22 protein-coding genes are annotated in these 23,105 nt (G+C 74.7%); 13 read left to right on the top strand and 9 right to left on the bottom strand.

Annotated features, from left to right (window positions below; genetic code table 11):
• Positions 1-36: 36 nt before the first annotated feature.
• Positions 37-669 carry a TetR/AcrR family transcriptional regulator gene (locus B5Y66_RS07435; RefSeq protein WP_079572956.1) on the top strand — a complete coding sequence of 211 codons (633 nt, stop codon included), beginning with the start codon at positions 37-39 and terminating at the stop codon, positions 667-669.
• Between the two features lie 15 nt (positions 670-684).
• Here the strand turns inward: B5Y66_RS07435 and B5Y66_RS07430 are convergent, their stop codons facing one another.
• Positions 685-2,304, bottom strand: coding sequence for an ATP-binding cassette domain-containing protein (locus B5Y66_RS07430; protein ID WP_079572954.1), 1,620 nt, complete (start codon positions 2,302-2,304; stop codon positions 685-687).
• Positions 2,305-2,405: 101 nt separating this feature from the next.
• On the opposite strand from B5Y66_RS07430, the gene B5Y66_RS07425 reads away from it, so the two are divergent.
• Genes B5Y66_RS07425 through B5Y66_RS07415 form a run of 3 tightly spaced genes read left to right on the top strand, consistent with a single transcriptional unit; the run spans position 2,406 to position 4,335 of the window.
• The gene (locus tag B5Y66_RS07425) at positions 2,406-2,702 is read left to right on the top strand and encodes an exodeoxyribonuclease VII small subunit (protein WP_079572952.1); all 297 of its coding nucleotides are present in this window, start codon (positions 2,406-2,408) and stop codon (positions 2,700-2,702) included.
• Positions 2,699-3,694, top strand: coding sequence for a carbohydrate kinase family protein (locus tag B5Y66_RS07420; protein ID WP_079572950.1), 996 nt, complete (start codon positions 2,699-2,701; stop codon positions 3,692-3,694). The genes B5Y66_RS07425 and B5Y66_RS07420 overlap by 4 nt, the downstream gene beginning before the upstream one ends.
• Positions 3,694-4,335, top strand: coding sequence for a carbonic anhydrase (locus tag B5Y66_RS07415; protein ID WP_079572948.1), 642 nt, complete (start codon positions 3,694-3,696; stop codon positions 4,333-4,335). Before B5Y66_RS07420 ends, B5Y66_RS07415 begins: the two co-directional genes overlap by 1 nt.
• Positions 4,336-4,372: 37 nt before the next feature.
• Here the strand turns inward: B5Y66_RS07415 and B5Y66_RS07410 are convergent, their stop codons facing one another.
• Positions 4,373-4,942 (bottom strand): DUF1697 domain-containing protein, encoded by a 570-nt coding sequence (locus tag B5Y66_RS07410; RefSeq protein WP_079572946.1) that lies wholly within the window; start codon positions 4,940-4,942, stop codon positions 4,373-4,375.
• An 83-nt stretch (positions 4,943-5,025) separates the two neighbouring features.
• On the opposite strand from B5Y66_RS07410, the gene B5Y66_RS07405 reads away from it, so the two are divergent.
• Positions 5,026-6,459, top strand: a complete 1,434-nt coding sequence (locus B5Y66_RS07405; protein WP_079572943.1) for a class II fumarate hydratase — start codon at positions 5,026-5,028, stop codon at positions 6,457-6,459.
• A gap of 188 nt (positions 6,460-6,647) precedes the next feature.
• Here the strand turns inward: B5Y66_RS07405 and B5Y66_RS07400 are convergent, their stop codons facing one another.
• Positions 6,648-7,157 (bottom strand): MarR family winged helix-turn-helix transcriptional regulator, encoded by a 510-nt coding sequence (locus B5Y66_RS07400; RefSeq protein ID WP_176168807.1) that lies wholly within the window; start codon positions 7,155-7,157, stop codon positions 6,648-6,650.
• A 50-nt stretch (positions 7,158-7,207) separates the two neighbouring features.
• Between B5Y66_RS07400 and B5Y66_RS07395 the strand changes: the two genes are divergently transcribed.
• A complete protein-coding gene (locus B5Y66_RS07395; protein WP_079572939.1) occupies positions 7,208-8,548 on the top strand; it encodes an FUSC family protein in 1,341 nt (446 codons plus the stop codon).
• Between the two features lie 63 nt (positions 8,549-8,611).
• Here the strand turns inward: B5Y66_RS07395 and B5Y66_RS07390 are convergent, their stop codons facing one another.
• Complete coding sequence (locus tag B5Y66_RS07390; RefSeq protein WP_245806990.1) at positions 8,612-9,895, bottom strand: PhoH family protein; 1,284 nt, start codon at positions 9,893-9,895, stop codon at positions 8,612-8,614.
• Between the two features lie 351 nt (positions 9,896-10,246).
• Between B5Y66_RS07390 and B5Y66_RS07385 the strand changes: the two genes are divergently transcribed.
• Complete coding sequence (locus B5Y66_RS07385; protein WP_079572935.1) at positions 10,247-10,804, top strand: DUF1697 domain-containing protein; 558 nt, start codon at positions 10,247-10,249, stop codon at positions 10,802-10,804.
• A gap of 63 nt (positions 10,805-10,867) precedes the next feature.
• A complete protein-coding gene (nhaA, locus tag B5Y66_RS07380; RefSeq protein ID WP_139820779.1) occupies positions 10,868-12,229 on the top strand; it encodes a Na+/H+ antiporter NhaA in 1,362 nt (453 codons plus the stop codon).
• Here the strand turns inward: nhaA and B5Y66_RS07375 are convergent.
• A complete protein-coding gene (locus B5Y66_RS07375; RefSeq protein ID WP_245806970.1) occupies positions 12,195-12,956 on the bottom strand; it encodes a DedA family protein in 762 nt (253 codons plus the stop codon). The genes nhaA and B5Y66_RS07375 overlap by 35 nt on opposite strands.
• 81 nt (positions 12,957-13,037) lie before the next feature.
• Positions 13,038-14,465: an MFS transporter gene (locus B5Y66_RS07370; protein WP_217700747.1), complete on the bottom strand. Its 1,428-nt coding sequence runs from the start codon at positions 14,463-14,465 to the stop codon at positions 13,038-13,040.
• 118 nt (positions 14,466-14,583) lie between these two features.
• Between B5Y66_RS07370 and B5Y66_RS07365 the strand changes: the two genes are divergently transcribed.
• Complete coding sequence (locus B5Y66_RS07365) at positions 14,584-15,267, top strand: TetR/AcrR family transcriptional regulator (RefSeq protein ID WP_079572931.1); 684 nt, start codon at positions 14,584-14,586, stop codon at positions 15,265-15,267.
• A gap of 14 nt (positions 15,268-15,281) precedes the next feature.
• Here the strand turns inward: B5Y66_RS07365 and B5Y66_RS07360 are convergent, their stop codons facing one another.
• Complete coding sequence (locus B5Y66_RS07360; RefSeq protein ID WP_079572928.1) at positions 15,282-16,781, bottom strand: XRE family transcriptional regulator; 1,500 nt, start codon at positions 16,779-16,781, stop codon at positions 15,282-15,284.
• Between the two features lie 153 nt (positions 16,782-16,934).
• On the opposite strand from B5Y66_RS07360, the gene aceA reads away from it, so the two are divergent.
• From aceA to B5Y66_RS07340, 4 genes are all read left to right on the top strand, one after another.
• On the top strand, positions 16,935-18,251 hold the full coding sequence (gene aceA, locus B5Y66_RS07355) for an isocitrate lyase (protein WP_079572926.1): 1,317 nt from the start codon (positions 16,935-16,937) through the stop codon (positions 18,249-18,251).
• Between the two features lie 51 nt (positions 18,252-18,302).
• Positions 18,303-20,057 (top strand): malate synthase A, encoded by a 1,755-nt coding sequence (gene aceB, locus B5Y66_RS07350; protein WP_079572924.1) that lies wholly within the window; start codon positions 18,303-18,305, stop codon positions 20,055-20,057.
• Positions 20,058-20,146: 89 nt separating this feature from the next.
• Positions 20,147-21,073 carry a DinB family protein gene (locus tag B5Y66_RS22675; RefSeq protein ID WP_139820778.1) on the top strand — a complete coding sequence of 309 codons (927 nt, stop codon included), beginning with the start codon at positions 20,147-20,149 and terminating at the stop codon, positions 21,071-21,073.
• Between the two features lie 65 nt (positions 21,074-21,138).
• On the top strand, positions 21,139-21,561 hold the full coding sequence (locus B5Y66_RS07340) for a hypothetical protein (protein WP_079572922.1): 423 nt from the start codon (positions 21,139-21,141) through the stop codon (positions 21,559-21,561).
• Positions 21,562-21,583: 22 nt separating this feature from the next.
• Here B5Y66_RS07340 and B5Y66_RS07335 read toward each other — a convergent pair whose 3' ends face one another.
• On the bottom strand, positions 21,584-22,732 hold the full coding sequence (locus B5Y66_RS07335; protein WP_079572920.1) for a glycosyltransferase: 1,149 nt from the start codon (positions 22,730-22,732) through the stop codon (positions 21,584-21,586).
• A 159-nt stretch (positions 22,733-22,891) separates the two neighbouring features.
• A complete protein-coding gene (locus tag B5Y66_RS22490) occupies positions 22,892-23,065 on the bottom strand; it encodes a hypothetical protein (protein ID WP_176168806.1) in 174 nt (57 codons plus the stop codon).
• Positions 23,066-23,105: the final 40 nt, after the last annotated feature.

Below are 23,105 nucleotides of genomic sequence, written 5' to 3'. Positions count from 1 at the left end.
GTCCTCACGCAATTTTCGTTGCGATAAGGTCGTCGCATGTCCGACCCCCACGACAGGGAGATCCAGGCGACCGGCACCGTGCGCCCCGGTGGCCGCACGGCCCGGACGCGGGCGGCCGTGCACGACGCGGTGCGCGAGCTGATGACCGAGAACGGCGGCGAGCCGCCGGAAATCCCCGAGGTCGCGGCCCGCGCGGGCGTCCACCCGGCGACGGTCTACCGCCGCTGGCGCACGCGCGAGTCGCTCGTCCTCGACGTCGCGGTGTCCGACGTCAACGTCGCGTCACCGATCCCGGCGACCGGCGACCTGCGCGCCGATCTGCTCGCCTACACCCGCAACCTCGTGGAGACGTTCGACCGCCCCGGCGGGCTCGCGTTCGTCCGCGCGCTCGCGACCGCGGCACGGGACACGCGGTCCGGCCCCGAACGTACCCAGGAGATCCTCCGCCCGCGGCTCGAGCTCTTCCAGCGGCTGCTCGACGCGAGCGGGACGACCGAGCTGACCCCGCTGGACGTCGTGCTGCTGGTCCTGTCCCCGGCCTACCTCGGCGCGACCTTCGGCATGCTGCAGCCGGTCGGCGAGCACGCCGAGCAGCTCGTCGACAACGTGCTCGACGTCGTCGCGGGCCGGCGCGCGCGGGCGGCGGCCCGCGAGCCCCGCGACGGCTGACCCCGCCTCCCCCGCCTACCTGGCGCGGGCGACGCGCCCCTCGTCCCAGACGGGCTCGGTCGTCTCACGGACCACGCCGTCCTGCCCGAACACGAGGAACCGGTCGAACCCCCGCGCGAACCAGCGGTCGTGCGTGACGGCGAGGATCGTGCCCTCGAACGCCTCGAGCCCCTCCTGCAGCGCCTCCGCGGACTCCAGGTCGAGGTTGTCCGTGGGCTCGTCGAGGAGCAGCGCGGTGCACCCGGAGATCTCGAGCAGCAGGATCTGGAACCGCGCCTGCTGGCCGCCGGAGAGGCGGTCGAACGGTCGCTCCGCCGCCACGGTCAGCTCGTAGCGGCGCAGCGCCGCCATCGCCTTGCCGCGGTCGTGCGCATGGTCGGCCCAGAGGATGTCCAGCAGCGTGCGGCCGAAGAGCTCCGGGTGGGCGTGCGTCTGGGCGAACAGACCGGGCACGACGCGCGCCCCGAGCCGCCAGCTGCCGGTGTGCGCCACGTCGCCACCGCCGAGCAGCCGCAGGAAGTGCGACTTGCCGGACCCGTTCGACCCCAGGACGGCGACCCGCTCACCGTAGAAGACCTCGAGGTCGAACGACTTCATGAGACCGGTCAGCTCGAGCCGCTCGCACGTCACCGCGCGCAGCCCCGTGCGGCCGCCGTGCAGCCGCATCGTGATGTCCTGCTCGCGGGGCGGCTCCGGCGGGGGGCCCGCCTCCTCGAACTTGGCCAGGCGGGTCTGCGCGGCGCGGTAGCGCGATGCCATGTCGTGGCTCATCGTCGCGGCGCGACGCAGGTCGACCACGAGCCGCTTGAGCTGGGCGTGCTTCTCGTCCCAGCGCCTGCGCAGCTCCTCGAAGCGGGCGAACCGCTCGCGCCGCGCGTCGTGGAACGTCTCGAACGAACCGCCGTGCACCCACGCGTCCGCCCCTGCAGGCCCCGGCTCGAGGGCGACGATCCGGCCGGCCGAGCGCGCCAGGAGCTCCCGGTCGTGCGAGACGAACAGCACGGTCTTGCGCGTGGCCCTCAGCTGCTCCTCCAGCCACCGCTTGCCGGGCACGTCCAGGTAGTTGTCCGGCTCGTCCAGCAGCAGCACCTCGTCGGTCCCGCGCAGCAGCGACTCCAGCACCAGGCGCTTCTGCTCGCCCCCGGAGAGGGTGCGCACCTCGCGCCACCGCGCCTGCTCGTACGGGATGCCGAGAGCGGCGACGGTGCACACGTCCCACAGTGTCTCCGCCTCGTACCCGCGGACCTCGGCCCAGTCGGCGAGCGCCTGTGCGTACGCCATCTGCGCGGGCTCGTCGTCGACCTCCATGATCGCCTGCTCGGCGGCGTCGACGGCGCGGGCGGCGTCGCGGATCCGCGGCGTGGCGACGTCGACGAGCAGGTCTCGCACGGTGCTCTCGTCGCGGACGGAGCCGACGAACTGCCTCATGACGCCGAGTCCGCCCGTCACGGTGACGGTGCCGGCCTGCGGCGTCAGGTCGCCCGACAGCAGGCGCAGCAGCGTGGTCTTCCCGGAGCCGTTGGGACCGACGAGGGCGGTGACGCTGCCCTCGGGGACGCGGAACGAGACGTCGTCGAGCAGCGTGCGACCGTCCGGCAGCACGTGCTCGACGTGCGCCACCTCCAGATGACCCATGCCGCGCACGCTGCCCGACCGCCACCCGGCTCGCAAGGCATTTCCGCCCGGCCCGCGGACCGCCGCGGCACCCTGCCGGCCGGGTGTTGTTGACTGTCCCCGTGACCGACGCGAACACGGATGCCGCAAGCCCTCCGCCCGGCGCCACCCCCGACCTGCCCGCCGACGTGGTGAACCTGACCTACGAGGAGGCGCGCGACGAGCTCGTCCAGGTCGTCGCACGGCTCGAGGCCGGCAGCGAGCCGCTCGAGGCGTCCCTCGCCCTGTGGGAGCGCGGCGAGGCCCTGGCGGCCCGCTGCCAGCAGTGGCTCGACGGTGCGCGTCAGCGGCTCGCGGCCGCGCAGGCGAGCTCCACGGGACTCGCCGGGTCCGGCGACGGCGCCGAGGACGACGCGTGAGCGCGCACGTCCTCGCGGTCGGCGAGGCGCTGGTCGACGTCGTGCACCGTCCCGACGGGGCCAGCGAGGAGCACCCAGGCGGCAGCCTGGCGAACGTCGCGCTGACGCTCGGTCGCCTCGGCCGCGACGTGCGGCTGGCGACGTGGCTCGGGCGCGACGCGCGGGGCGACGACGTGCGGGCCTGGCTCGCCGAGTCGCGCGTCGGGCTCGCACCGGGCAGCGACGGCGCCGCGCGCACGAGCGTCGCGCAGGCCACCCTCGACGCCGCCGGCGCCGCCACGTACGACTTCGACCTCGAGTGGCAGGTGCCCGACAGCGCGGGCGCGACCGACGAGACCCTCGCGGTGCACACCGGCTCGATCGCGGCGATCCTCGCCCCGGGCGACGCCGACGTGCGGCGCCTCCTCGCGGCCGCGCGCGACACCGCGACCGTCACGTACGACCCCAACGCCCGCCCGGCGATCATGGGCGACGCCGGCGCGGTGCGCCCCCGCGTCGAGGAGATCGTCGCGCTCACGGACGTGGTGAAGGTCAGCGACGAGGACCTGGAGTGGCTGTACCCCGGCCGCGAGCCGCTGGACGTCGCGCGAGCCTGGCAGACCACCGGCCCAGCGCTCGTCGTCGTGACCTTCGGCGGCGAGGGCGCGACGGGGGTCACGGCCGCCGGCGAGGTGACGATCGCGGCGCCGCGGGTCGACGTGGTCGACACCGTCGGCGCCGGCGACTCGTTCATGGGCGCGTTGCTCGACTGGCTGTGGGGCGCGGACCTGCTGGGGTCGGCGCGTCGCGACGCCCTGCGCGCCATCGACCGCGCAGCGACGTCGCGGATGCTCGCGCGCGCCGTCGCCGTGGCCGCCGTGACCGTCTCCCGCGCCGGCGCGAACCCGCCGTGGCCCACGGACCTCATCGGTCCCGACCGCGTGCGGTTCGCCGGCGCGGACCGTCACGAACCCACCGCCCCCGAGGCGCCCACCGGAACGGAGAACCACTGATGACCCTGACCCCGGCAGAAGCGTGGGCGCGGCTGCGCGACGGCAACGCCCGGTTCGTGCAGGACGCCCCGGAGCACCCCGACCAGGACGCCGACCGCCGCCACGAGCTGCGCACCGTGCAGCACCCGCACACCGTGATCTTCGGGTGCTCGGACTCCCGGGTCGCCGCGGAGATCATCTTCGACCAGGGCCTGGGCGACGTCTTCGTGGTGCGGACCGCGGGCCACGTCGTCGACACCACGGTGCTGGGCTCCATCGAGTACGGCACCGAGGTGCTGCACACGCCCCTGGTCGTGGTGCTGGGGCACGACTCCTGCGGCGCCGTCGCCGCCACGGCCCACACGCTGGCCACCGGCGAGCAGCCGCCCGGCTTCGTGCGCGCCGTGGTCGACAAGGTCATCCCGTCGGTGGCGGAGCTCACCAGCCGCCAGGGCGTCTCCGGGCCGATCGACCCGGACGTGCTGCGCACGGCGCACGTCAAGCACACCGTCGGCCTTCTGCGCGGCTACTCGGCCGCGCTCGCCGCGGCCGTCGACGCGGGCCGCCTCGCCGTCGTCGGCGTCGTCTACGACCTGGACGACGGCAGCGCGCGCCTCGTGGCGGTCGACGGCGAGGTCGGCGAGCAGCCGGCCGCCGCCTGACCTCGCCTGCGCCGCCCGCGCGGCCCCGACGCTCCGCTCAGCCCCGTGCGGCGGCCGCCAGCAGCCGCCGCACGGTGCCGAGCGTGCGGGTGGTGGCGACCCCGCCGGTGAACCGCTCGACGGCGCCGTTCGGGTCGCCCCCGCTGCCCGGCCCGCCGCGCACCACGCCGAGCACCAGGCCCGGTCGTGCGGCGACGAGGTCGAGCAGGTCGCGCGGGTCCGTCCAGGGCAGGTCGACGGGGAGCGGCTCGCCGCCGTCGACGAAGGTCAGGGTCTCCCGGTAGGTCCGCTCGTCGCGGGTGCGGGCGAACGGGTCGCCGTCGATCGCGGCGGCGACGTCGTCGAGCGGGCGCACCAGCGCGGCGTGCGTGTAGCCGGAGCGCTCGGCCAGCCGCGGCACGGCGGCGCGCATCACCCGCTCGGCGGCCGCGTCCGCCGTCGTGGTGCCGGGCTCCCCCGGGTCGAGGAGCACGGTGCCGTTGGTCTGGAACGACCGCACGGCACGCGCGCCCGCCGCCAGCAGCGCGGCCTCCAGCTCCGCGCGGACGGGGCTGCCGCGGTGGCCCAGGTTCATCGCGCGGTAGAGGACCACGTGGGTGAAGGTCACGCGCCGATCCTCCCCCGCAGCACCGACACCGGAGTGACCCGCCTCACGACGGACCGCCCGCCGGGGTGCGGCACGATAGAGGCATGACTTCCGACACCGTCGTCCCCGGCACCGGCGCGGGCGAGACCGAGTACCGCATCGAGCACGACACGATGGGCGAGGTGCGCGTCCCGGCGCACGCGCTCTACCGCGCGCAGACCCAGCGCGCCGTGGAGAACTTCCCCATCTCCGGCACCACGCTCGAGCGCGGCCACATCGAGGCCCTGGCCCGGATCAAGAAGGCCGCCGCGCGCGCGAACGCCGAGCTCGGCGTGCTCGACCGGGACATCGCCGACGCCATCGTCGCCGCGGCCGACGAGGTCGCCTCGGGCGCGTACGACGCGCACTTCCCGATCGACGTCTTCCAGACCGGCTCGGGCACGTCGTCGAACATGAACACCAACGAGGTGCTGGCCACCCTGGCCACGCGCTCGCTCGGCAAGGACGTGCACCCGAACGATCACGTCAACGCGTCACAGTCCTCCAACGACGTCTTCCCCACCTCGGTGCACGTGGCCGCGACGGCCGCCGCGATCCACGACCTGATCCCGGGCCTGCGGCACCTGGCCGACGCGCTGGGCGCGAAGGCCGAGGAGTTCGCCTCCGTCGTGAAGTCGGGCCGCACGCACCTCATGGACGCCACCCCCGTGACGCTGGGCCAGGAGTTCGGCGGGTACGCCGCGGCGATCCGGTTCGGCGTCGAGCGCGTCGAGGCGGCGCTGCCCCGCGCGGCGGAGGTGCCGCTGGGCGGCACCGCGGTCGGCACGGGCATCAACACCCCGGCCGGCTTCCCGCAGCGCGTCATCGAGCTGCTGCGCGAGGACACGGGCCTGCCGCTGACCGAGGCGCGCGACCACTTCGAGGCGCAGTCGGCGCGCGACGGCCTGGTCGAGCTCTCGGGCGCGCTGCGCACCATCGCCGTCTCGATCACCAAGATCTGCAACGACCTGCGCTGGATGGGCTCCGGCCCGAACACCGGCCTGGGCGAGATCGCGATCCCCGACCTGCAGCCGGGCTCCTCGATCATGCCTGGCAAGGTCAACCCGGTCATCCCGGAGGCCGTGCTCATGGTGGCCGCCCGCGTGGTCGGCAACGACGCCACCGTCGCGTGGGCCGGCGCCAGCGGCTCCTTCGAGCTCAACGTGCAGATCCCGGTCATCGCGCAGGGCGTGCTGGAGTCGACCCGGCTGCTCGCCAACGCGTCGCGCGTGCTGGCCGACAAGACGGTCTCGGGCATCACGGCCAACGTGGACCGCGCCCGCGCGTTCGCCGAGTCCTCGCCGTCGATCGTCACGCCGCTCAACCGCGTGATCGGCTACGAGGCCGCCGCGAAGGTCGCCAAGCACTCCGTCAAGCAGGGCATGACCGTGCGCGAGGCCGTGATCGACCTCGGCTTCGTGGAGCGCGGCGAGGTCACGGAGGCCCAGCTCGACTCCGCGCTGGACGTGCTCTCGATGACGAAGCCCCCGCGGGCCTGACCCTCTCGCCGGTCGAGCCTGTCGAGACCCTGTTTCCCGGTCTCGACAGGCTCACCCACCGAAGAGGGTTGGTAAGGCTAACCTCACCTGCTACTGTCGGCGTACGCGGGGAGGCGCCCTCGGGGCGCGGGGCTGGGGGGTTCCACCTGACTGCGGCACCTCCCCGCGCAGCACGACGCCCGGGCGGCTCAGTAGTCGCGCGGGTCCAGCCGGCGCAGCACGACGGCGAGCAGCCGGCCGAGCTCGGCCCGCTCCGTCACCGACAGATCGGTCAGCGCGGAACGCTCGTGCTCGATCTGCCGCGGGAACAGCTCGTCGACGAGCGACTCCCCGCGCGCCGTGAGCGCCACCAGGACGCCGCGCTTGTCCCGCTCGTGCACGGCCCGCTCCACCAGGCCGGCGCGCTCCAGCCGGTCGAGCCGCTTGGTGATCGACGCGCCGGGCGAGCCCGTCATCGTCGTGACCTCCCCCGCGCGCAGCGGACGCCCGGACCGTCGCAGGGCGGTGAGGACGTCGAGCTCGGCGCGGGTGACCTCCTCCGCGGCCAGGTCGTCGGCGAGCTCGGCCTCGAGCAGGGCCGCGATCCGGCGCACCCGGGCGCCCACCTCGGCCGGGGACGTGTCGATGTCGGGCAGGCGCTCGGCCCACTGCGCGCGCACGCGCTCGATGTAGTCCACGGCGACCAGGATAGAGGTCACACCCACGACTGCTTCCATGATGGTTTACCCGTGAACTATCATGTCCCGCAATGCCTCCCTCTCCCTCTCCTGTCCTGACGAGCGCCCGCGACGTCCTCGACCCCGCCCACCTGCGGGCCGCGCTGCGCATCAACCCCGCCGACGCCACCCTCGCGGCAGCCCTGCGCGTCGGCGCCGCCGCGGCCGTCGTCCTCGCGCTGAGCGCCGCCGTCGGACGCGCCGACCTCGCCGCCTTCGCCTCCCTCGGGGCGCTCGTCATCCTGTACGGCCGGTACGAGCCGTACCGGCGCCGCGCATCCCTGCTGGCCGGCGTGGCCGGCGTGTTCGTCGCCGCCTTCGCGCTGACGGCCTCCCTCACCGCCCTGGGCGCGCCCACGGTCGTCGTCCTCGGCGTGGTGGCGCTCGTCGCGGGTCTGGCGACTGCCCTGTGCGCGCTGGTCCGCACGGGGCCCCCGGGGGCGAGCATCGTCGTCTTCGCCGCGGCGGGCGGCATGGTCGGGCCCCTGACCTGGTCCGGCGTCGCGGAGCGCGGCACCGCGTTCGCCGTCGGGGCCGTCATCGCGTGGCTCGTCGGGATGAGCGGCTACCTGGTGCGGCCGAGCGCCCCGGCCCGGCTGGCCGTCCGACGGGCGGCCGACGCGGTGCGGAGGTCTCTCGACGCCGGCCCCGACCGCGCTCCCGAGGCCGCCAGGACGGCCGCGGCTGCCGTCGCCCGGGCGCGCGAGGTCCTGGCCGACGACCTGTCGCACCGGCGCACCCGGGACACGGCGCGCGTGCTGGCCGCCGAGCTGGCCGCCGTCGCGGAGGTGCTCGATGCCGACGGCCTCGGCGACCCCGTCGCCGCGCGGCCCGGCACCGTGCCCCCCGCCGACACGCTGCCCGCACGCCGACGCCTGCGGGACGACGTCCGCGCGACGTGGCACACCGCAGGGTGGCGCCTCGGCGGGACCCGCGTCGTGCTGGCGAGCGTCGTGGCCGGAGGCGCCACGCTCGCGGCCGGCCTGAGCCACCCCGCCTGGGCGCAGCTGGGCGCCACGGCCACGCTGCAGGGCGCGAGCACGCACCACGCCGTGGTCCGTGCCCTGCAGCGCGGCGGCGGGACCGTGCTCGGCGCGCTGTTGGCCTGGCCGCTCCTCGCGGCCCACCTGTCCTTCGCCGCGACCTGCGTCGTCGTCGTGGCGCTCCAGGTCGTCACCGAGATCGTCGTCGGGCGCCACTACGGCCTGGCGATGCTCACCATCACCCCGATGGCGCTGCTGATGACGTCGCTCGGCGGCACCGTCGACCCCGGCGGCATCGCCGCCTCCCGCGCCCTCGACACCGTGATCGGCGCCGTCCTCGGCGTGCTCGCCGTCGTGCTGGTGCACCCGCGCCGCCACGCCGCTGGTTGAGCCTGTCGAAACCACGTCGCCTCGGTGTCGACAAGCAGGTTTCGACAGGCTCAACCAGCGAGGTCAGATCTCCAGCGACTCCAGCATCTCGGTGACCAGGGCGGCGACGGGCGAACGCTCCGAGCGCGTGAGGGTCACGTGCGCGAACAGCGGGTGGCCCTTCATCGCCTCGATCACGGCCGCCACGCCGTCGTGCCGACCCACCCGGAGGTTGTCCCGCTGGGCGACGTCGTGCGTGAGGACGACGCGCGAGTCCTGGCCGATGCGGGACAGCACCGTGAGAAGCACGTTCCGCTCCAGGGACTGGGCCTCGTCCACGATGACGAACGCGTCGTGCAGCGAACGCCCGCGGATGTGCGTCAGGGGCAGCACCTCGAGCATCTCGCGGTCGATCACCTCGTCGAGGACCGCCGGTGCCACGAGCGCCCCGAGCGTGTCGTACACCGCCTGGGCCCAGGGGTTCATCTTCTCGGACTCGGACCCGGGCAGGTAGCCCAGCTCCTGGCCGCCGACCGCGTACAACGGCCGGAAGACGATCACCTTGCGGTGCTGCTGGCGCTCGAGCACCGCCTCCAGGCCGGCGCACAGCGCGAGCGCCGACTTGCCGGTCCCGGCGCGACCGCCCAGCGACAGGATCCCGACGTCGGGGTCCAGCAGCAGGTCGATGGCGATGCGCTGCTCCGCGGAGCGGCCGTGCACGCCGAAGACGTCCTGGTCGCCGCGCACCAGGCGGACCGTCTTGTCCGGTGTCACCCGGCCGAGGGCCGAGCCGCCCGGCGAGTGGATCACCAGCCCGGTGTGGCACAGCAGGGGCGACGCCGCCTCGACGACCTCGGGGTCGAGGGTCGCCAGCTCCACCTCGCCCCCCTCGTACAGGGTGCCCACCTGCTCGTCGGCGACGTCGATCTCGCGCATCCCGGTCCACCCGGAGTCGACGGCGAGCTCATGCCGGTACTCCTCCGCGCGCAGGCCGACCGCCGAGGCCTTGACCCGCATCGGCAGGTCCTTGGAGACCACGGTGACGTCGCAACCCTCGGCCGCGAGGTTGGCCGCGACCGACAGGATCCGCGTGTCGTTGTCGCCGAGGCGGAACCCGGCGGGCAGCACCTGCGGGTCGGTGTGGTTGAGCTCGACGCGCAGCGTGCCGCCCACCTCGCCCACGGGGATCGGCGCGTCGAGCCGACCGTGCTTGAGGCGCAGCTCGTCGAGCATCCGCAGGGCGCTGCGGGCGAAGTAGCCGAGCTCGGCGTGGTGCCGTTTGGCCTCGAGCTCCGTGATGACGACGACCGGCAGGACGACGTCGTGCTCGGCGAAGCGGTGGATCGCCCGGGGGTCGGACAACAGCACGGACGTGTCGACGACGAACGTGCGCGGGGTCGTGCCGGCAGTGTTGACGGTGTCGACGGTGTCGCACTCAGGGACGGCTGCGGTTCGGGCCACGACGAGCTCCCTCCTGGTGGGCGGGCGGCCGACCCGGGCGCGCCGTGCGGCGCGGGGCCGGTGCCGGCCCTCCCGCACGGAGCGTGAACCCCATCGGCTGGCCTCCCGAAGGACGGCTGGACACCGTCCCTGCCGTCAAACTACGACGCTGTGATTCGCGCCACCACCCCCGCGTCGGCGGGTCGGGAAGATGTCACCCGGCGTTCACACGACGGACTCCGCCGCGACGCGCCCCGGCCGGGCGAGCACCATGGACCCATGACCTCCTCCGACGCGCCCACCGCCTGGGTCGTGCTGCTGCGCGGAGTCAACGTCGGCGGGTCCCGCCGCGTGAGCTCCGCCGACCTGCGCGAGGCCGCCGGCGCGGCGGGCCTCTCGGACGCCCGCACCTACGCGAACAGCGGCAACCTCGTCGCGACGGGCGACGCGGGCGACGACGACGTCGCCGAGCGTGTCACCGCCGCGCTCGCCGCACAGCTCGGCGGCGACCTGCGCGCCGTGGCGGTCACGGCGGAGCGCGCGGCCGCGATCCTGGCCGCCGACCCGTTCCCCGACGCCGTCGCGGACCACCCGTCGCACGTGCAGGTGCATGTCTCCCCCGAGCCGGCGGACCCCGAGGGCCTGGCACAGCTCGCGGAAGGCCGGTCGGAACGGTTCGCCGTCGTCGACGACGTGCTCTACGTGGACTACGTGAACGGCATCGGCCGGTCGAGGCTCACCCCGGCGGCGATCGACCGCGCCGCGGGCACCTGGACCACGGCGCGGAACTGGAACACCCTGACCCGGTTGGTCGAGATGGCCCGCGAGACGACCTGACGGACGCTGGCCCCGGGCACCGCCCGCCGGACGCTAGGCTGACCCGCGGGTGAGCCGGGAAGTCTGGTCGGTGGCACCGGCTGCAACGCCGGGCGACAGAACGACCCCACGACCGGACAGGAGAACGCCCTGACCTCCGAGACCGCCACCCCGACCGCCGGCGCCCGGCTGCGCCGCTTCGCCTCCCGCGAGACGACGGGCGGAGCGCTCCTCATCGGCGCCGCCGTCCTCGCCCTGATCTGCGCGAACGCCCCTTGGCGTGACTGGTACTTCGCCCTGTCCGAGGCGACGGTCGGCTTCGACAGCATCGGCCCCGTCCCCGTGCACCTGAACCTCACGGTCGCCGAGTGGGCGGCGGACGGGCTCCTGGCGATCTTCTTCTTCGTCGTCGGCCTCGAGCTCAAGCACGAGTTCGTGGCCGGCAGCCTGCGCAGCCCGAAGGAGGCGGGTGTCCCCATGCTCGCCGCCGTCGGCGGCATGGTGGTGCCCGCGGTCATCTACTCGGTCGTCGTCGTCGCGCTGGACGAGCCGGGCGCGCTCGAGGGCTGGGCGATCCCGACGGCCACCGACATCGCGTTCGCGCTCGGCGTCCTCGCCGTCTTCGGCAAGGGCCTGCCCACCGCGGTGCGGACCTTCCTGCTCACCCTCGCCGTCGTCGACGACCTGCTGGCGATCATCGTGATCGCCGTCTTCTACACGGAGGACCTCAGCTTCGCCTATCTCGCGGCCGCGCTGGTCACGATCGCCGTCTTCGGCTGGTACGTGCGCTCGCGCGCCCCGCGGTGGTGGATCCTGGTGCCGCTGTTCGTGGTCGCGTGGGCATTCATGCACTCCTCGGGCGTGCACGCCACGGTCGCCGGCGTGCTCATGGGCTTCACCGTGGCCGCGCGACCGGCCCACGGCGAGGCCGAGGCGCGCACCCAGCGCTACGAGCACGCGGTCAAGCCCTGGTCGCAGGGCGTGGCCCTGCCCGTCTTCGCCTTCTTCGCCGCCGGGGTGAACCTCGTCGACGGCGGCGGCGTGACCGAGATCCTCTCCCAGCCGGTGGTGCCGGCGATCACGGTCGGGCTGGTGGTCGGCAAGCTCGTCGGCGTGCTCGGCACGACGTGGCTCGTGACGCGCCTGACGCCGTTGCGGCTCGCGCAGGGCATCGGCGTGCGCGACCTGCTGCCCGTCGCGCTCCTCGCCGGTATCGGGTTCACCGTGGCGCTACTCGTGGCGGAGCTGTCGTTCGGGCACGCCTCGGAGCACACCGAAGGGGCCAAGGCGGCCATCCTCATGGGCTCGGTGATCGCGGCGGTGCTCGGCGCCCTCATGCTGCGCTGGGACGCCCGCCGGGCCCGCACCGCCGACATGAATCTCGACGGCATCGACGACGACGTCGAGGACTTCATCGGGGACGAGAAGGACCGCAGGGAGCACTGAGCGCACCGGTACCGCGGGCGGGCACGCGCGGACCGACGCCTCCGCCCGCGAGGGCGGGCTCGCGCCGTGCGACCGCGGGCGTCCGCGGCGCCGGGGCGGCCGCCCGCCTGCCGCGCGCACCCCAGGCCGTGAGGACCCGGTCCACGACGACGCCGAGCACGGTGCCGACGACGACCCCGACGGCGACGGCCAGCAGCGGGTGGTCGCCGAGCGGCTGGGCGGCCACCACCCCGATCAGCACCGACCAGCCCGCCCACGCCACCGACGCCACGGCAGACAGGCCCATGAAGCGGCGCCGGGGGAAGCCGACGGCGCCGGCCGTGACGTTGACCGCCATCCGCCCCACGGGCACGAAGCGCGCGCCGAGGACCACGGAGGCGCCGCGCCGCTCGAAGGACCGGGCGGCCCAGGCCACGGCGCGCTGACCGCGGGGGCCGCGCAGGAACGGCACCCGGGACGTGCCCAGCGCACGACCGAGCGCGTACGCCACCTGGTCGCCGCACCACGCGCCGAGCGCCGCCACCAGCACCACGAGGGCGAGGTTGACGCCGGAGCCGGTCTCGGCGCCCACCGCCAGCATGATGATCACGGTCTCGCCGGGCACGGGCGGGAAGAACCCGTCGGCTGCCGTCGACGCGAACAGCGCGGGGAACGCCCAGGCGGACGCCACGAGGCCGAACAGCATGCTCTCCAGCTGCGCCCAGAGGGAGGCGATCGCGTCGATCATGCCTCCCACCCTCCGGTGCGGGGCGGTGCCGCCACCATGGGGTGTCCCCCCGGTTCGACCCTGGGGGAACCCTGAGCGGCCTCAGTGCGCCGCGCGCCGCGACCGCACGACGAGGGTGAGCGCGACCAGCACGCCGACCACGCTGACCGTCGTCGCCACCCAGAACGCGGCGGAGTAGGCGCCGGCGGGGTCGGTCGTGCCGGCCGCGAGCAGCGCGGTGACCACGGGCGCTGCCGCCGCGGAGCCCACGGTGCGGACGACGCTGTTGAGGCCCGTCGCAGCGCCGGTCTCGGTGGGAGGCGACCAGGAGACGACGAGCTGGGCGCAGATCGCGTAGCCGATGCCGTTGCCGAGGCCCAGCACGGAGAACGCCACGACCACGGCCCACGGCGTCGCGGGCCACAGCGCCAGGCCGGCCGCGCCGAGGGCCATGACCCCCGCCGCGACGGCACCGGTGCCACCGGGGCCGATACGGCGCACCAGCGCCGGGGTCGCCCGGCCGCCGAGGAAGACCAGCACGGCGCTGGGGAGCATGGCCAGCCCTGAGAGGGTCACGCTCATCCCGTGCCCGTAGCCGGTGCCCGCCGGGGCCTGCATGAGCAGCGGCAGCGCCACGTAGCAGACGTACGGCACGAAGCCCACGGCCACGGTGAGCAGGCTGACGAGCACGATCGGGCCGTGGCGGAAGGTCCGCACGTCCACCACCGGCGCGGCCGTGCGGCGCTCCACGAGCACCAGCACGGCGAGCAGCAGCACGCCGGCGGCGCCGACGACGAGCGTCCGCGCCGAGCCCCAGCCCCAGGAACCGCCCTGGGAGACCGCGAGCAGCACGCCCACGAGGCCGCCCGCGAGCAGCGCGATGCCGGGCCAGTCGGTGCGGCGCTGCACGGCGGGCGCGCCGCCGCGCGGCACCCAGGCGGCCACCAGGGCGCCCGAGCCGAGGATCAGGACGGCGCCCAGCACGAACAGCCAGCGCCAGCCGAGCGCGTCCACGACGACGCCGCCCACGACGAGCGCGGCGCCCGCGCCGAGGCCGATCATGCCGGGGATCCAGCCGAAGGCGGCCGCGAGCCGCGGCCCGGACAGCACGGAGCGCGCCAGCGCGAGGGCGAGCGGGAAGGTCGCGGTGCTCACGCCCTGCACCACGCGGGCCGCGAGCAGCACGCCGAGGCTAGGCGCAACCGCGGCCGCGAGGGTCGCCGCGGCGAACACGAGGATCGTGCCGAGCAGCACGCGGCGGTGCCCGAACCGGTCCCCGAGGTTTCCGACGACGGGAGCCAGGACGGCGCCGGCGAGCAGGAAGGCGGTGAGGATCCATCCGGTGCCCTGCGCGGTGGCGCCGAGCTCCCGGCCCAGGGTCGGCAGTGCGGGGACGACGAGCGTCTGCATCAGGGAGAACGCGAGCACCGCGGCGCTCAGCGCGAACGTCACCCGGCCGGGGTGGCGCACGACGGTGCTGTCGGTCGGGCGGGCGGGGGCGCCGTCGGGCGCCGGGCGGGTCGGAGGCACGGGCGTGCTCGCTCTCTGTGGTGAGGGTGGCAGCGCCTCGTCGCGCGGTGCCAATCAATCGGAACGGAATGCCCGTTCCGATTCACCCTAGCATCCGGGCGCGGGCTACCGTGTGCCCATGCCCTCCCCCACCGACGGCCCCGCCGACGAGCGCGCCGACCGCCCGCTGCCCGGCCGGAAGCGGGAGGCGCGGGCCAACGACACCGCCGTGCTGGCCGCCGCCCGCGAGGTCTTCGCCACCCAGGGGCACGGCGCGTCGATGGCCGACGTCGCCCGCCACGCCGGCGTCGGCGTCGGCTCGGTCTACCGCCGCTACCCCACCAAGGACGCGCTGGTCGAGGCGCTGCGCGTGCACGGCGTGCGCGAGGCGGCCCGGCTCGCGGCCGAGGTGGCCGACGAGGTCGAGAGGACGCCGCGGGAGGGCGCCGACGGCGGGGTCGGCACCTTTCTCGCCCGGCAGATCACGGGCGCCACCGGCCCCTTGCTCCGCCCGACCGGCGCGACCGGCCCGCTGCCGGCGGACCTCGCGGCCGCCACCGACGACCTGCGCGCCGGCCTCGAGCGCCTCGTCGCGCACGACCGCGCGGCCGGCGTGCTGCCCGCCGGGTTCACCACCGCCGACGTCATGCAGCTCCTGCTCCATCTGCGACCGTCGTTGCCGTTCCCCCGGGCCGAGGCGGACGCCCTGCACCTGCGCTACCTCGGGCTCGTCCTGTCCGGCCTGCGCGCCCGGTCGGGCGACGGCGAGCCCCTGGGCGACGGCCCGCGCTGGGACGAGTGGGTGGGCGCCTGGCACGACTGACCCCTCCGTCGGCGTCAGTCGGCCACCGGCGCGTGCCGCTCCAGGAACTCGTACACCTCGGTCGTGTCGACGCCGGGGAACGCGCCGGACGGCATCGCGGCCAGCATCGACGCGTGCGGGCGGGCGCTGGGGAACGCATGGCCGTCCCAGCGGCGCGCGAGCGGCTCGGCGGGCCGGCGGCAGCAGCTCTCGTCGGGGCAGCGCGACGTGCTGCGCGCCGTCGTCTCCCGCCCCAGGAACCACTTGACCTGCGCGTACGGCACGCCCACGCTCACGGAGAACCGCCCGTCGGCGGTGTCCTGCACGCGGGACGTGCACCAGTACGTGCCGGTCGGGGTGTCGGTGTACTGGTAGTACGGGCTGAGCCGGTCGGCGATGCCGAAGACCACGCGGGCGGTCCAGTGCCGGCACACGTGCTGCCCCTCGACCGTCCCCAGCGGGTCGGCCGGGAACCGCACGCCGTCGTTCTCGTACGCCTTGTGGATCGCCCCCGACTCGTGGACCTTCATGAAGTGCACCGGGATGCCGAGGTGCCGGGTCGCCAGGTTCGTGAAGCGGTGCGCCACCGTCTCGTAGGAGACGGCGAACGCGTCGCGCAGGTCCTCCAAGGAGATCGACCGCCGCTCCTTGGCCTCGCGCAGCTGCTTGACGGCTTCCCGCTCGGGCACCAGCAGCGCCGCGCACAGGTAGTTCGCCTCGACGCGCTGGCGCAGGAACTCACGGTAGTCGCGCGGCTCCGCGTGCTCCAGCACGTGCGACGCGAGCGCCTGGAGCACCGCCGACCGCGCCTCGGACCGGCCCCGGATCCCGTTGCTCGGCAGGTACACGCGGCGGTGCAGCTGGTCGATGACGGCGCGCGTGGACTGCGGCAGGTCCGGCTCGTAGTGGATCGAGAAGCCCAGGTGGGCGGCCAGCTCGCCCACCGCGCGCTGCGGCAGCGGGCCCCGGCCGTGCCCGACGTCGTCGAGCAGGCCGCGCGCGACGATCTCCAGGTCGGGGAAGTAGTTGTCCTGGGCCCGCATGTCCGCGCGCAGCTCCGTGTTGGCCCGGCGCGCCTCCTCCGGGGTGAGCGCGCGCTCGGAGTGCAGCCGCTCGAGCTCTCGCTGCAGTCCGACGATCGCCTCCAGGGCGTCCGACGGCAGCGATTTGCCCACCTTCACGGGGCGCACCCCGAGCGCGGAGAAGAGCGACCCCCTTTGCACGCGCTCGAGCTCGATCTCGAGGGCGTCACGGTGGGACGGCGGCTCGGCGGAGAGCAGGTCCTCGACCGTCGCACCGAGGGCGCGGGCCACCGCCTGCAGGCGCGCGATCGTCGGCTCGCGTTTGCCGTTCTCGAGCATCGAGACCTGTGACGGCGCACGTCCGATGGCGTCACCGAGCTGTTCCAACGTCATGCCGCGGCGGGTGCGCAGGTGCCGGATGCGGCGGCCGATCGTCAGGGCGTCGGCCTCCTGAGCGATCGGCAGGGTGGCGTCGTCCCGGGTACCGGGCCGCGGTTCGGTCGAGATGGCCATGCTCGAGGGTGACACGTGCCACACCTTCCGTCCAGGAGAAGAACCTCGAATCTTCTCCTCGGAACTGCTGGCGGCGGGGTCGTTCGAAGCGTCAGGGTCGTGGACATCGGCACCACCGGACGACGCGACACCGAGAGACGAAAGAGGCACGACATGACCGCCACCCTCGAGCCCCGCACCACCACGACCGCCGCCGGCGACCAGACGCAGACGGCCGAGCAGCTGACCGAGCAGTGGGCGTCCGACCCCCGCTGGGCGGGCATCGAGCGCACCTACGCCGCCGAGGACGTCGTCGCGCTGCGGGGGTCGGTCGGCGAGGAGTTCACCCTGGCCCGCCGGGGCGCCGAGCGGCTGTGGCGCCAGCTCCACGAGGAGGACTTCATCAACGCCCTCGGCGCGCTGACCGGCAACCAGGCCGTGCAGCAGGTGAAGGCGGGCCTGCAGGCGATCTACCTCTCGGGCTGGCAGGTGGCCGGCGACGCGAACCTCGCGGGCCAGACCTACCCCGACCAGTCGCTCTACCCGGCCAACTCGGTGCCGGCGGTCGTGCGCCGCATCAACAACGCGCTGCTGCGCGCCGACCAGATCGACGTCTCCGAGAACGGCGCGCCGACCCGCGACTGGCTCGCCCCGATCGTGGCGGACGCCGAGGCCGGGTTCGGCGGCCCGCTCAACGCGTACGAGCTGATGCGCTCGATGATCGCGTCGGGTGCCGCGGGCGTGCACTGGGAGGACCAGCTCGCCAGCGAGAAGAAGTGCGGCCACCTGGGCGGCAAGGTGCTGATCCCCACCCAGCAGCACGTGCGCACGCTGAACGCGGCGCGGCTCGCGGCCGACGTCTCCGACGTGCCGAGCGTCGTCATCGCCCGCACGGACGCCGAGGCGGCCACGCTGATCACGTCCGACGTCGACGAGCGCGACCGCCCGTTCCTCACCGGCGGGCGCACGGGCGAGGGCTTCTACGAGGTGCGGAACGGCGTCGAGCCGTGCATCGCCCGCGCCAAGGCCTACGCCCCGTACGCCGACCTCATCTGGATGGAGACCGGCACCCCGGACCTCGAGCTGGCGCGGTCGTTCGCCGAGGCCGTGAAGGCCGACTTCCCGGACCAGATGCTGGCCTACAACTGCTCGCCGTCGTTCAACTGGAAGAAGCACCTGGACGACGACACGATCGCGAAGTTCCAGCGCGAGCTGGGCGCGATGGGCTTCCGGTTCCAGTTCATCACCCTGGCCGGCTTCCACGCCCTCAACTACTCGATGTTCGACCTCGCCCACGGCTACGCCCGCGAGCAGATGTCCGCCTACGTGCGGCTGCAGGAGGCCGAGTTCGCCGCCGAGGAGCGCGGCTACACCGCGACCAAGCACCAGCGCGAGGTCGGCACCGGCTACTTCGACCGGGTGTCGACGGCGCTCAACCCCGACGCCGCCACCCTCGCGCTCGCCGGCTCCACCGAGGCCGCCCAGTTCTGAGCGGCACCGCTCCCCTCCCCCCTCCCAGCCCCGATCGACCGGAGGCACGCCATGACCACGCTCACGTCCTCGACCACCGCTCCCCCGCGCACCGCCCCCGTGCCGGCCGTGGCTCCCGCCGTCGGCACCCCGCTCGCCGACACCGCCACCGACCCGTTCGTCTGGGGCGGGACGACGCTCGCCGAGGGGCACCTCAGCGTCACCGCCCCGCTCGGGCCGCGCGACGAGGAGATCCTCACCCCGGAGGCGCTGGCGTTCCTGGCGATGCTGCACGACCGGTTCGCCGACGACCGCACCGGCCTCCTGCTGGAGCGCCAGCGCCGGATGCGGCGGATCGCGGACGGCGACGACCCGGACTTCCACCCGGCCACCCGGCCCGTGCGCGACGACCCGTCCTGGCGGGTCGCGGGCGCGGCCGGGGCGCCGGGGCTGAGCGACCGCCGGGTCGAGATCACGGGCCCGACGGACCCGAAGATGACGATCAACGCGCTCAACTCGGGCGCCCGGTGCTGGCTGGCCGACGCCGAGGACGCGCAGTCCCCGACCTGGCGCAACGTCGTGGAGGGCCAGCTCGCCCTGCACGACGCGATCCGCGGCACGCTGACGTTCACGAACCCGGCGGGCAAGCGGTACGCGCTGCGCTCGACGGACCTCACCGAGCTCCCGACGATCGTGTTCCGGCCCCGCGGCTGGCACCTGTTCGAGTCGCACCTGGCGTACACCGGCCCGGACGGGTCCACGCAGCCGGCGTCGGGCTCGCTGGTCGACTTCGGCCTGTACCTGTTCCACAACGCGGCCGAGCTGATCGAGCGCGGGCGCGGGCCGTACTTCTACCTGCCGAAGCTGGAGGGCTACCGCGAGGCGCGGCTGTGGAACGAGGTCTTCGAGGTCGCCCAGGACGCGCTCCGCATCCCCCGCGGCACGATCCGTGCGACGGTGCTCATCGAGACGCTGCCCGCCGCGTTCGAGATGGAGGAGATCCTCTACGAGCTGCGCGACCACTGCGCCGGGCTCAACGCCGGTCGCTGGGACTACCTGTTCAGCATCATCAAGTGCTTCCGCAAGCGGGGGTCGTCGTACGTGCTGCCCGACCGTGGCCAGGTGACGATGGCGGCGCCGTTCATGCGGGCGTACACCGAGCTGCTCGTCGCCACGTGCCACAGGCGTGGGGCGCACGCCATCGGCGGGATGAGCGCGTTCGTCCCCGACCGCCGCTCCCCCGAGGTGACCGAGCGCGCCGTCGAGCAGGTCTGGTCCGACAAGACGCGCGAGGCCGCGGCCGGCTTCGACGGCACGTGGGTGGCGCACCCGGACCTGGTCGAGGTGGCGCGGGGCGCGTTCGACGAGGTGCTCGGCGAGCGGGAGCACCAGGTGGACCGCCTGCGCGACGACGTCGAGGTGGGCCAGGCCGAGCTGCTCGACGTCGCGTCGGCCCGCCGGACCGGAGCGACCGTCACCGCGGCGGGCCTGCGCACCAACGTGTCCGTGGGGGTGCGGTACATCGAGTCGTGGCTGCGCGGCACGGGTGCGGCGGCGATCGACCACCTCATGGAGGACGCCGCCACGGCCGAGATCTCTCGGTCGCAGGTGTGGCAGTGGGTGGCCTCCGGAACGACCACGGAGGACGGTCTGCCCATCACCCGCGTGCGGTGCGAGGCCGTGCTGCGCGACGTGCTCCGCGGCCTACCCCGGTCGTCCGGCGACCGGTTCGACGACGCCGTGGCCCTGTTCCGCGAGGTGGCGCTGGGCGAGGAGTTCCCGCCGTTCCTCACCACCGGCGCGTACGCCCGTTACCTCGCCGGCTGACCATCCGAGCATGCAGTTGCGCACGTTCTGAACGCTCAGAACGTGCGCAACTGCATGCTCGGCGACCGACTCCGGGGCAGGATCGGGGGATGACGACGACGCTGCGCACGCTCCTGCTGGGCCAGGTCGAGTTCTACTGGGACGCGCACCTGTGGCCGCGGCTGCAGGGGCTCACCGACGACGAGTACCTGTGGGAGCCGGTCGACGGCGCGTGGAGCCTGCGGCGCGACGACGACGGCGCCGTCCGGATCGAGCTGACGCCGGTGGACCCGCCCGTGCCCCCGGTGACGACGATCGCGTGGCGTGCCGCGCATCTGGGGCGCGACGTCTGGGGCAAGCGGGGCCGCACGTTCTTCGGCCCCACTCCCGCCCCCGCGGACGCCGACATGTTCGACGGCCGACACTGGCCGGAGCCGCTGCCCCTGACGGCCGCCGGCGGCCTCGACCTCCTGCGGGAGGGCTATGAGCTGTGGCGCGACAACCTCCGGCGGCTCGACGACGACGCGCTCGCCGAGCCCCTCGGGCCCCGCGGCGGGCCGTTCGCGGGCGACTCCCTCGCCGCGCTCGTGGTGCACCTCAACCGCGAGGCGATGGCGCACGGTGCCGAGATCTGCCTGCTGCGCGACATCTACCGTGCACAGCGCCAGCGCCGCGACCCGGTCGTCGCCGTGGCGCTCGGAGGACGCGCGGCCGACCTCGAGCGGATGCTCCGGCTGAACGGCGGCCTGGGCGACCTGCCCGACCGGCACCCGACGCTGCTCGTGGAGCTGGCCGGGCTCGGCCGCTGGGACGCGGTGCGGTCGCTCGTGACCCACGGCTTCCCGGTCACGGTCGTGGCCGACGACGGAAGCACGGCGCTGCACCACGTGGCGAGCACGGGCACCCCTGACGACGCTCGGCTGCTGCTCGAGGCGGGCGCGGACCCCACCGCCGTCGACGGTCGCTTCGGGACGACGCCGGCCGGCTGGGCGGAGTACCTGGGCCGTGCCGAGCTGGCGGGGCTACTCTCCGTCTGACCGGACGGCCGGGCCTGTGGATAACTCCGGCGGGCGGGGGCACCGCTGCGGCAGGGTGACGGCGCATGGAAACCATCTCCCCGTTCCGCCCGGGCGACCAGGTCGCCGACGACGCCGAGCTCCTCGAGCTCGCCCACTTCCTCGCGGGCGGCGTCCACGCGCGGCGGCGCACCCTCACCGTCACCTGGCTCGACGCCGACGACCGGCTCCTCGGTCTGGCCCTCCCCATCGACGACGTCCCCGTCCGGCCCGATGCCGCCGCTCTCGTCGGCCTGGGCACCGTGCTGCGCAGCGTGGTCGACGACGAGGCGCCCGGCGGCTGCGCCGTCGTCGTCCTCGAGCGGCCCGGCGACGCCACGCTCACCGCCGACGACCGCGCCTGGAACCACGACCTGCGCGCCGAGGCCGACGACCGGGGCGTCCGCCTGCGCGGGTTCTTCGTCGCCGCCGGCGGGCGGGTGCGTCCGCTGGCGCTCGACGACGCGTGACGCCGCCGACGCCGCCCTCAGGTCACCGGGCCAGCGCCATCAACCGTCCCACGATCGCCGACGGGGGAGGAAGCGCGCCCATCTCGTCGGCCAGGCCCCGTGCGGCGGCCCGGTAGCGCGCGTCGTGGAGGACGGCGTGCAGCGCAGGACGCAGCCGGTCGGCGAGCCCTCGCCCGGCCTCGAGGGCGATACCCGCCTGCAGCTCGGCGACCCGGCTGGCGTTGATCCACTGGTCGGAGGCGAACAACGGGACCACCACCTGCGGGACGCCCGCCCCGAGCGCCATGGTGGTGGTGCCGAACCCGCCGTGCCCGACCATCGCCGACGCGTCCGGCATCACCGCCTCCTGCGGCCACCAGCGCTCCACGTGCACGTTGCGCGGCCACGGGGCCCAGGCCTCCGGGTCGCCGTGGGCGCCGACCGTCACGAGGGCGCGCACGTCCACCTCGGCCATGGCCTCGACGGCGGCGGCGTAGGCGCCGTCGAACCCCTGCGCGGCGGCGACCGTGCCGAAGGAGACGTAGACGAGCGGCGCGTCGGGGTCGCCCCACGCGGGCAGCGGCGGGGCCGGCGCGCTGGACGCCGGGATCCGGTAGCGCACCGGCGGGACGTCGTCGTGGTCGTCGTCGAACGAGGACGGCACGCTGGTGAAGACGGGCTCCGCCGCGGCCGCGGCGGCGAGGTCGTGGTCGATGCCCGCCCCGGCCGCGAGGGCGGCCAGCGGACCGGTCAGCTCGTCGACGAAGGCCGTGAGCAGGGACCGCAGCCCGATCGCCACCTGCGCGTGCGGGACTCCGGCGGCCTCCGCGGCGACGAGCGAGGCCAGCTCCGCGGGCTCACGGACCACCAGGTCGGGCCGCCACCTGTCGACGAGCGAGGCGACCGCAGGCAGCGCCGCGACCGGGTCGAGGCGGCCGAACACCTCGGTCATCACTCGTGCGTTCGCCTCCTGCGGGGACAGGCCCGGCAGCGCGCCGAAGACGGCCCCCAGCGCCGCGGGGTCCGCGTCGCCGAACGGCTCGTGGCGCAGACCGGTCGGCGCGACGTGCTTCGCGAAGGAGTCGGGCGCCGCGACCCGCACGTCGTGACCGGCCTCGGCGACCGCGCGGGCGAGCGGCACCATCGGCAGAAAGTGCCCCTGACCGCCCGTCGTCGCGAACAGCACCCGCATCCTTCGAGGGTAGGTCGGTCACGCCCGGCGGAAGGGGCGAATTCCGAGGCCGGACCAGGACGCCTCTCCACCGCTCTCGTCCGCCGTCGCTACCGGCAGCGCGTCGCGCGTGTGGATCCCGAACCCGAGGTCGACCTTGCCTTCGAGGCGACACGCGATCTAGATCACGTCGTCCTCGACCCGGCGCTCGATGACCACGCGCAGGTTGTCCCACGCACGGGCGTACGCCGCGAGGATGGCGGCCTGCATCGTGTCGCTCTCGCCGGCGCCCTTGGCCTCCTGGACGGCGAGGAATGCACCCTCGGCGACGGCAGCCTGGATCCGCGGCTGCACGTTGCGGAGAGCCTGCGACTCGTGAAACAGGCGCGGGTCC

This window comes from Krasilnikoviella flava (assembly GCF_900167525.1).
Classification (GTDB): domain Bacteria; phylum Actinomycetota; class Actinomycetes; order Actinomycetales; family Cellulomonadaceae; genus Isoptericola; species Isoptericola flavus.
This window is presented reverse-complemented; position numbering and strand designations above follow the sequence as displayed.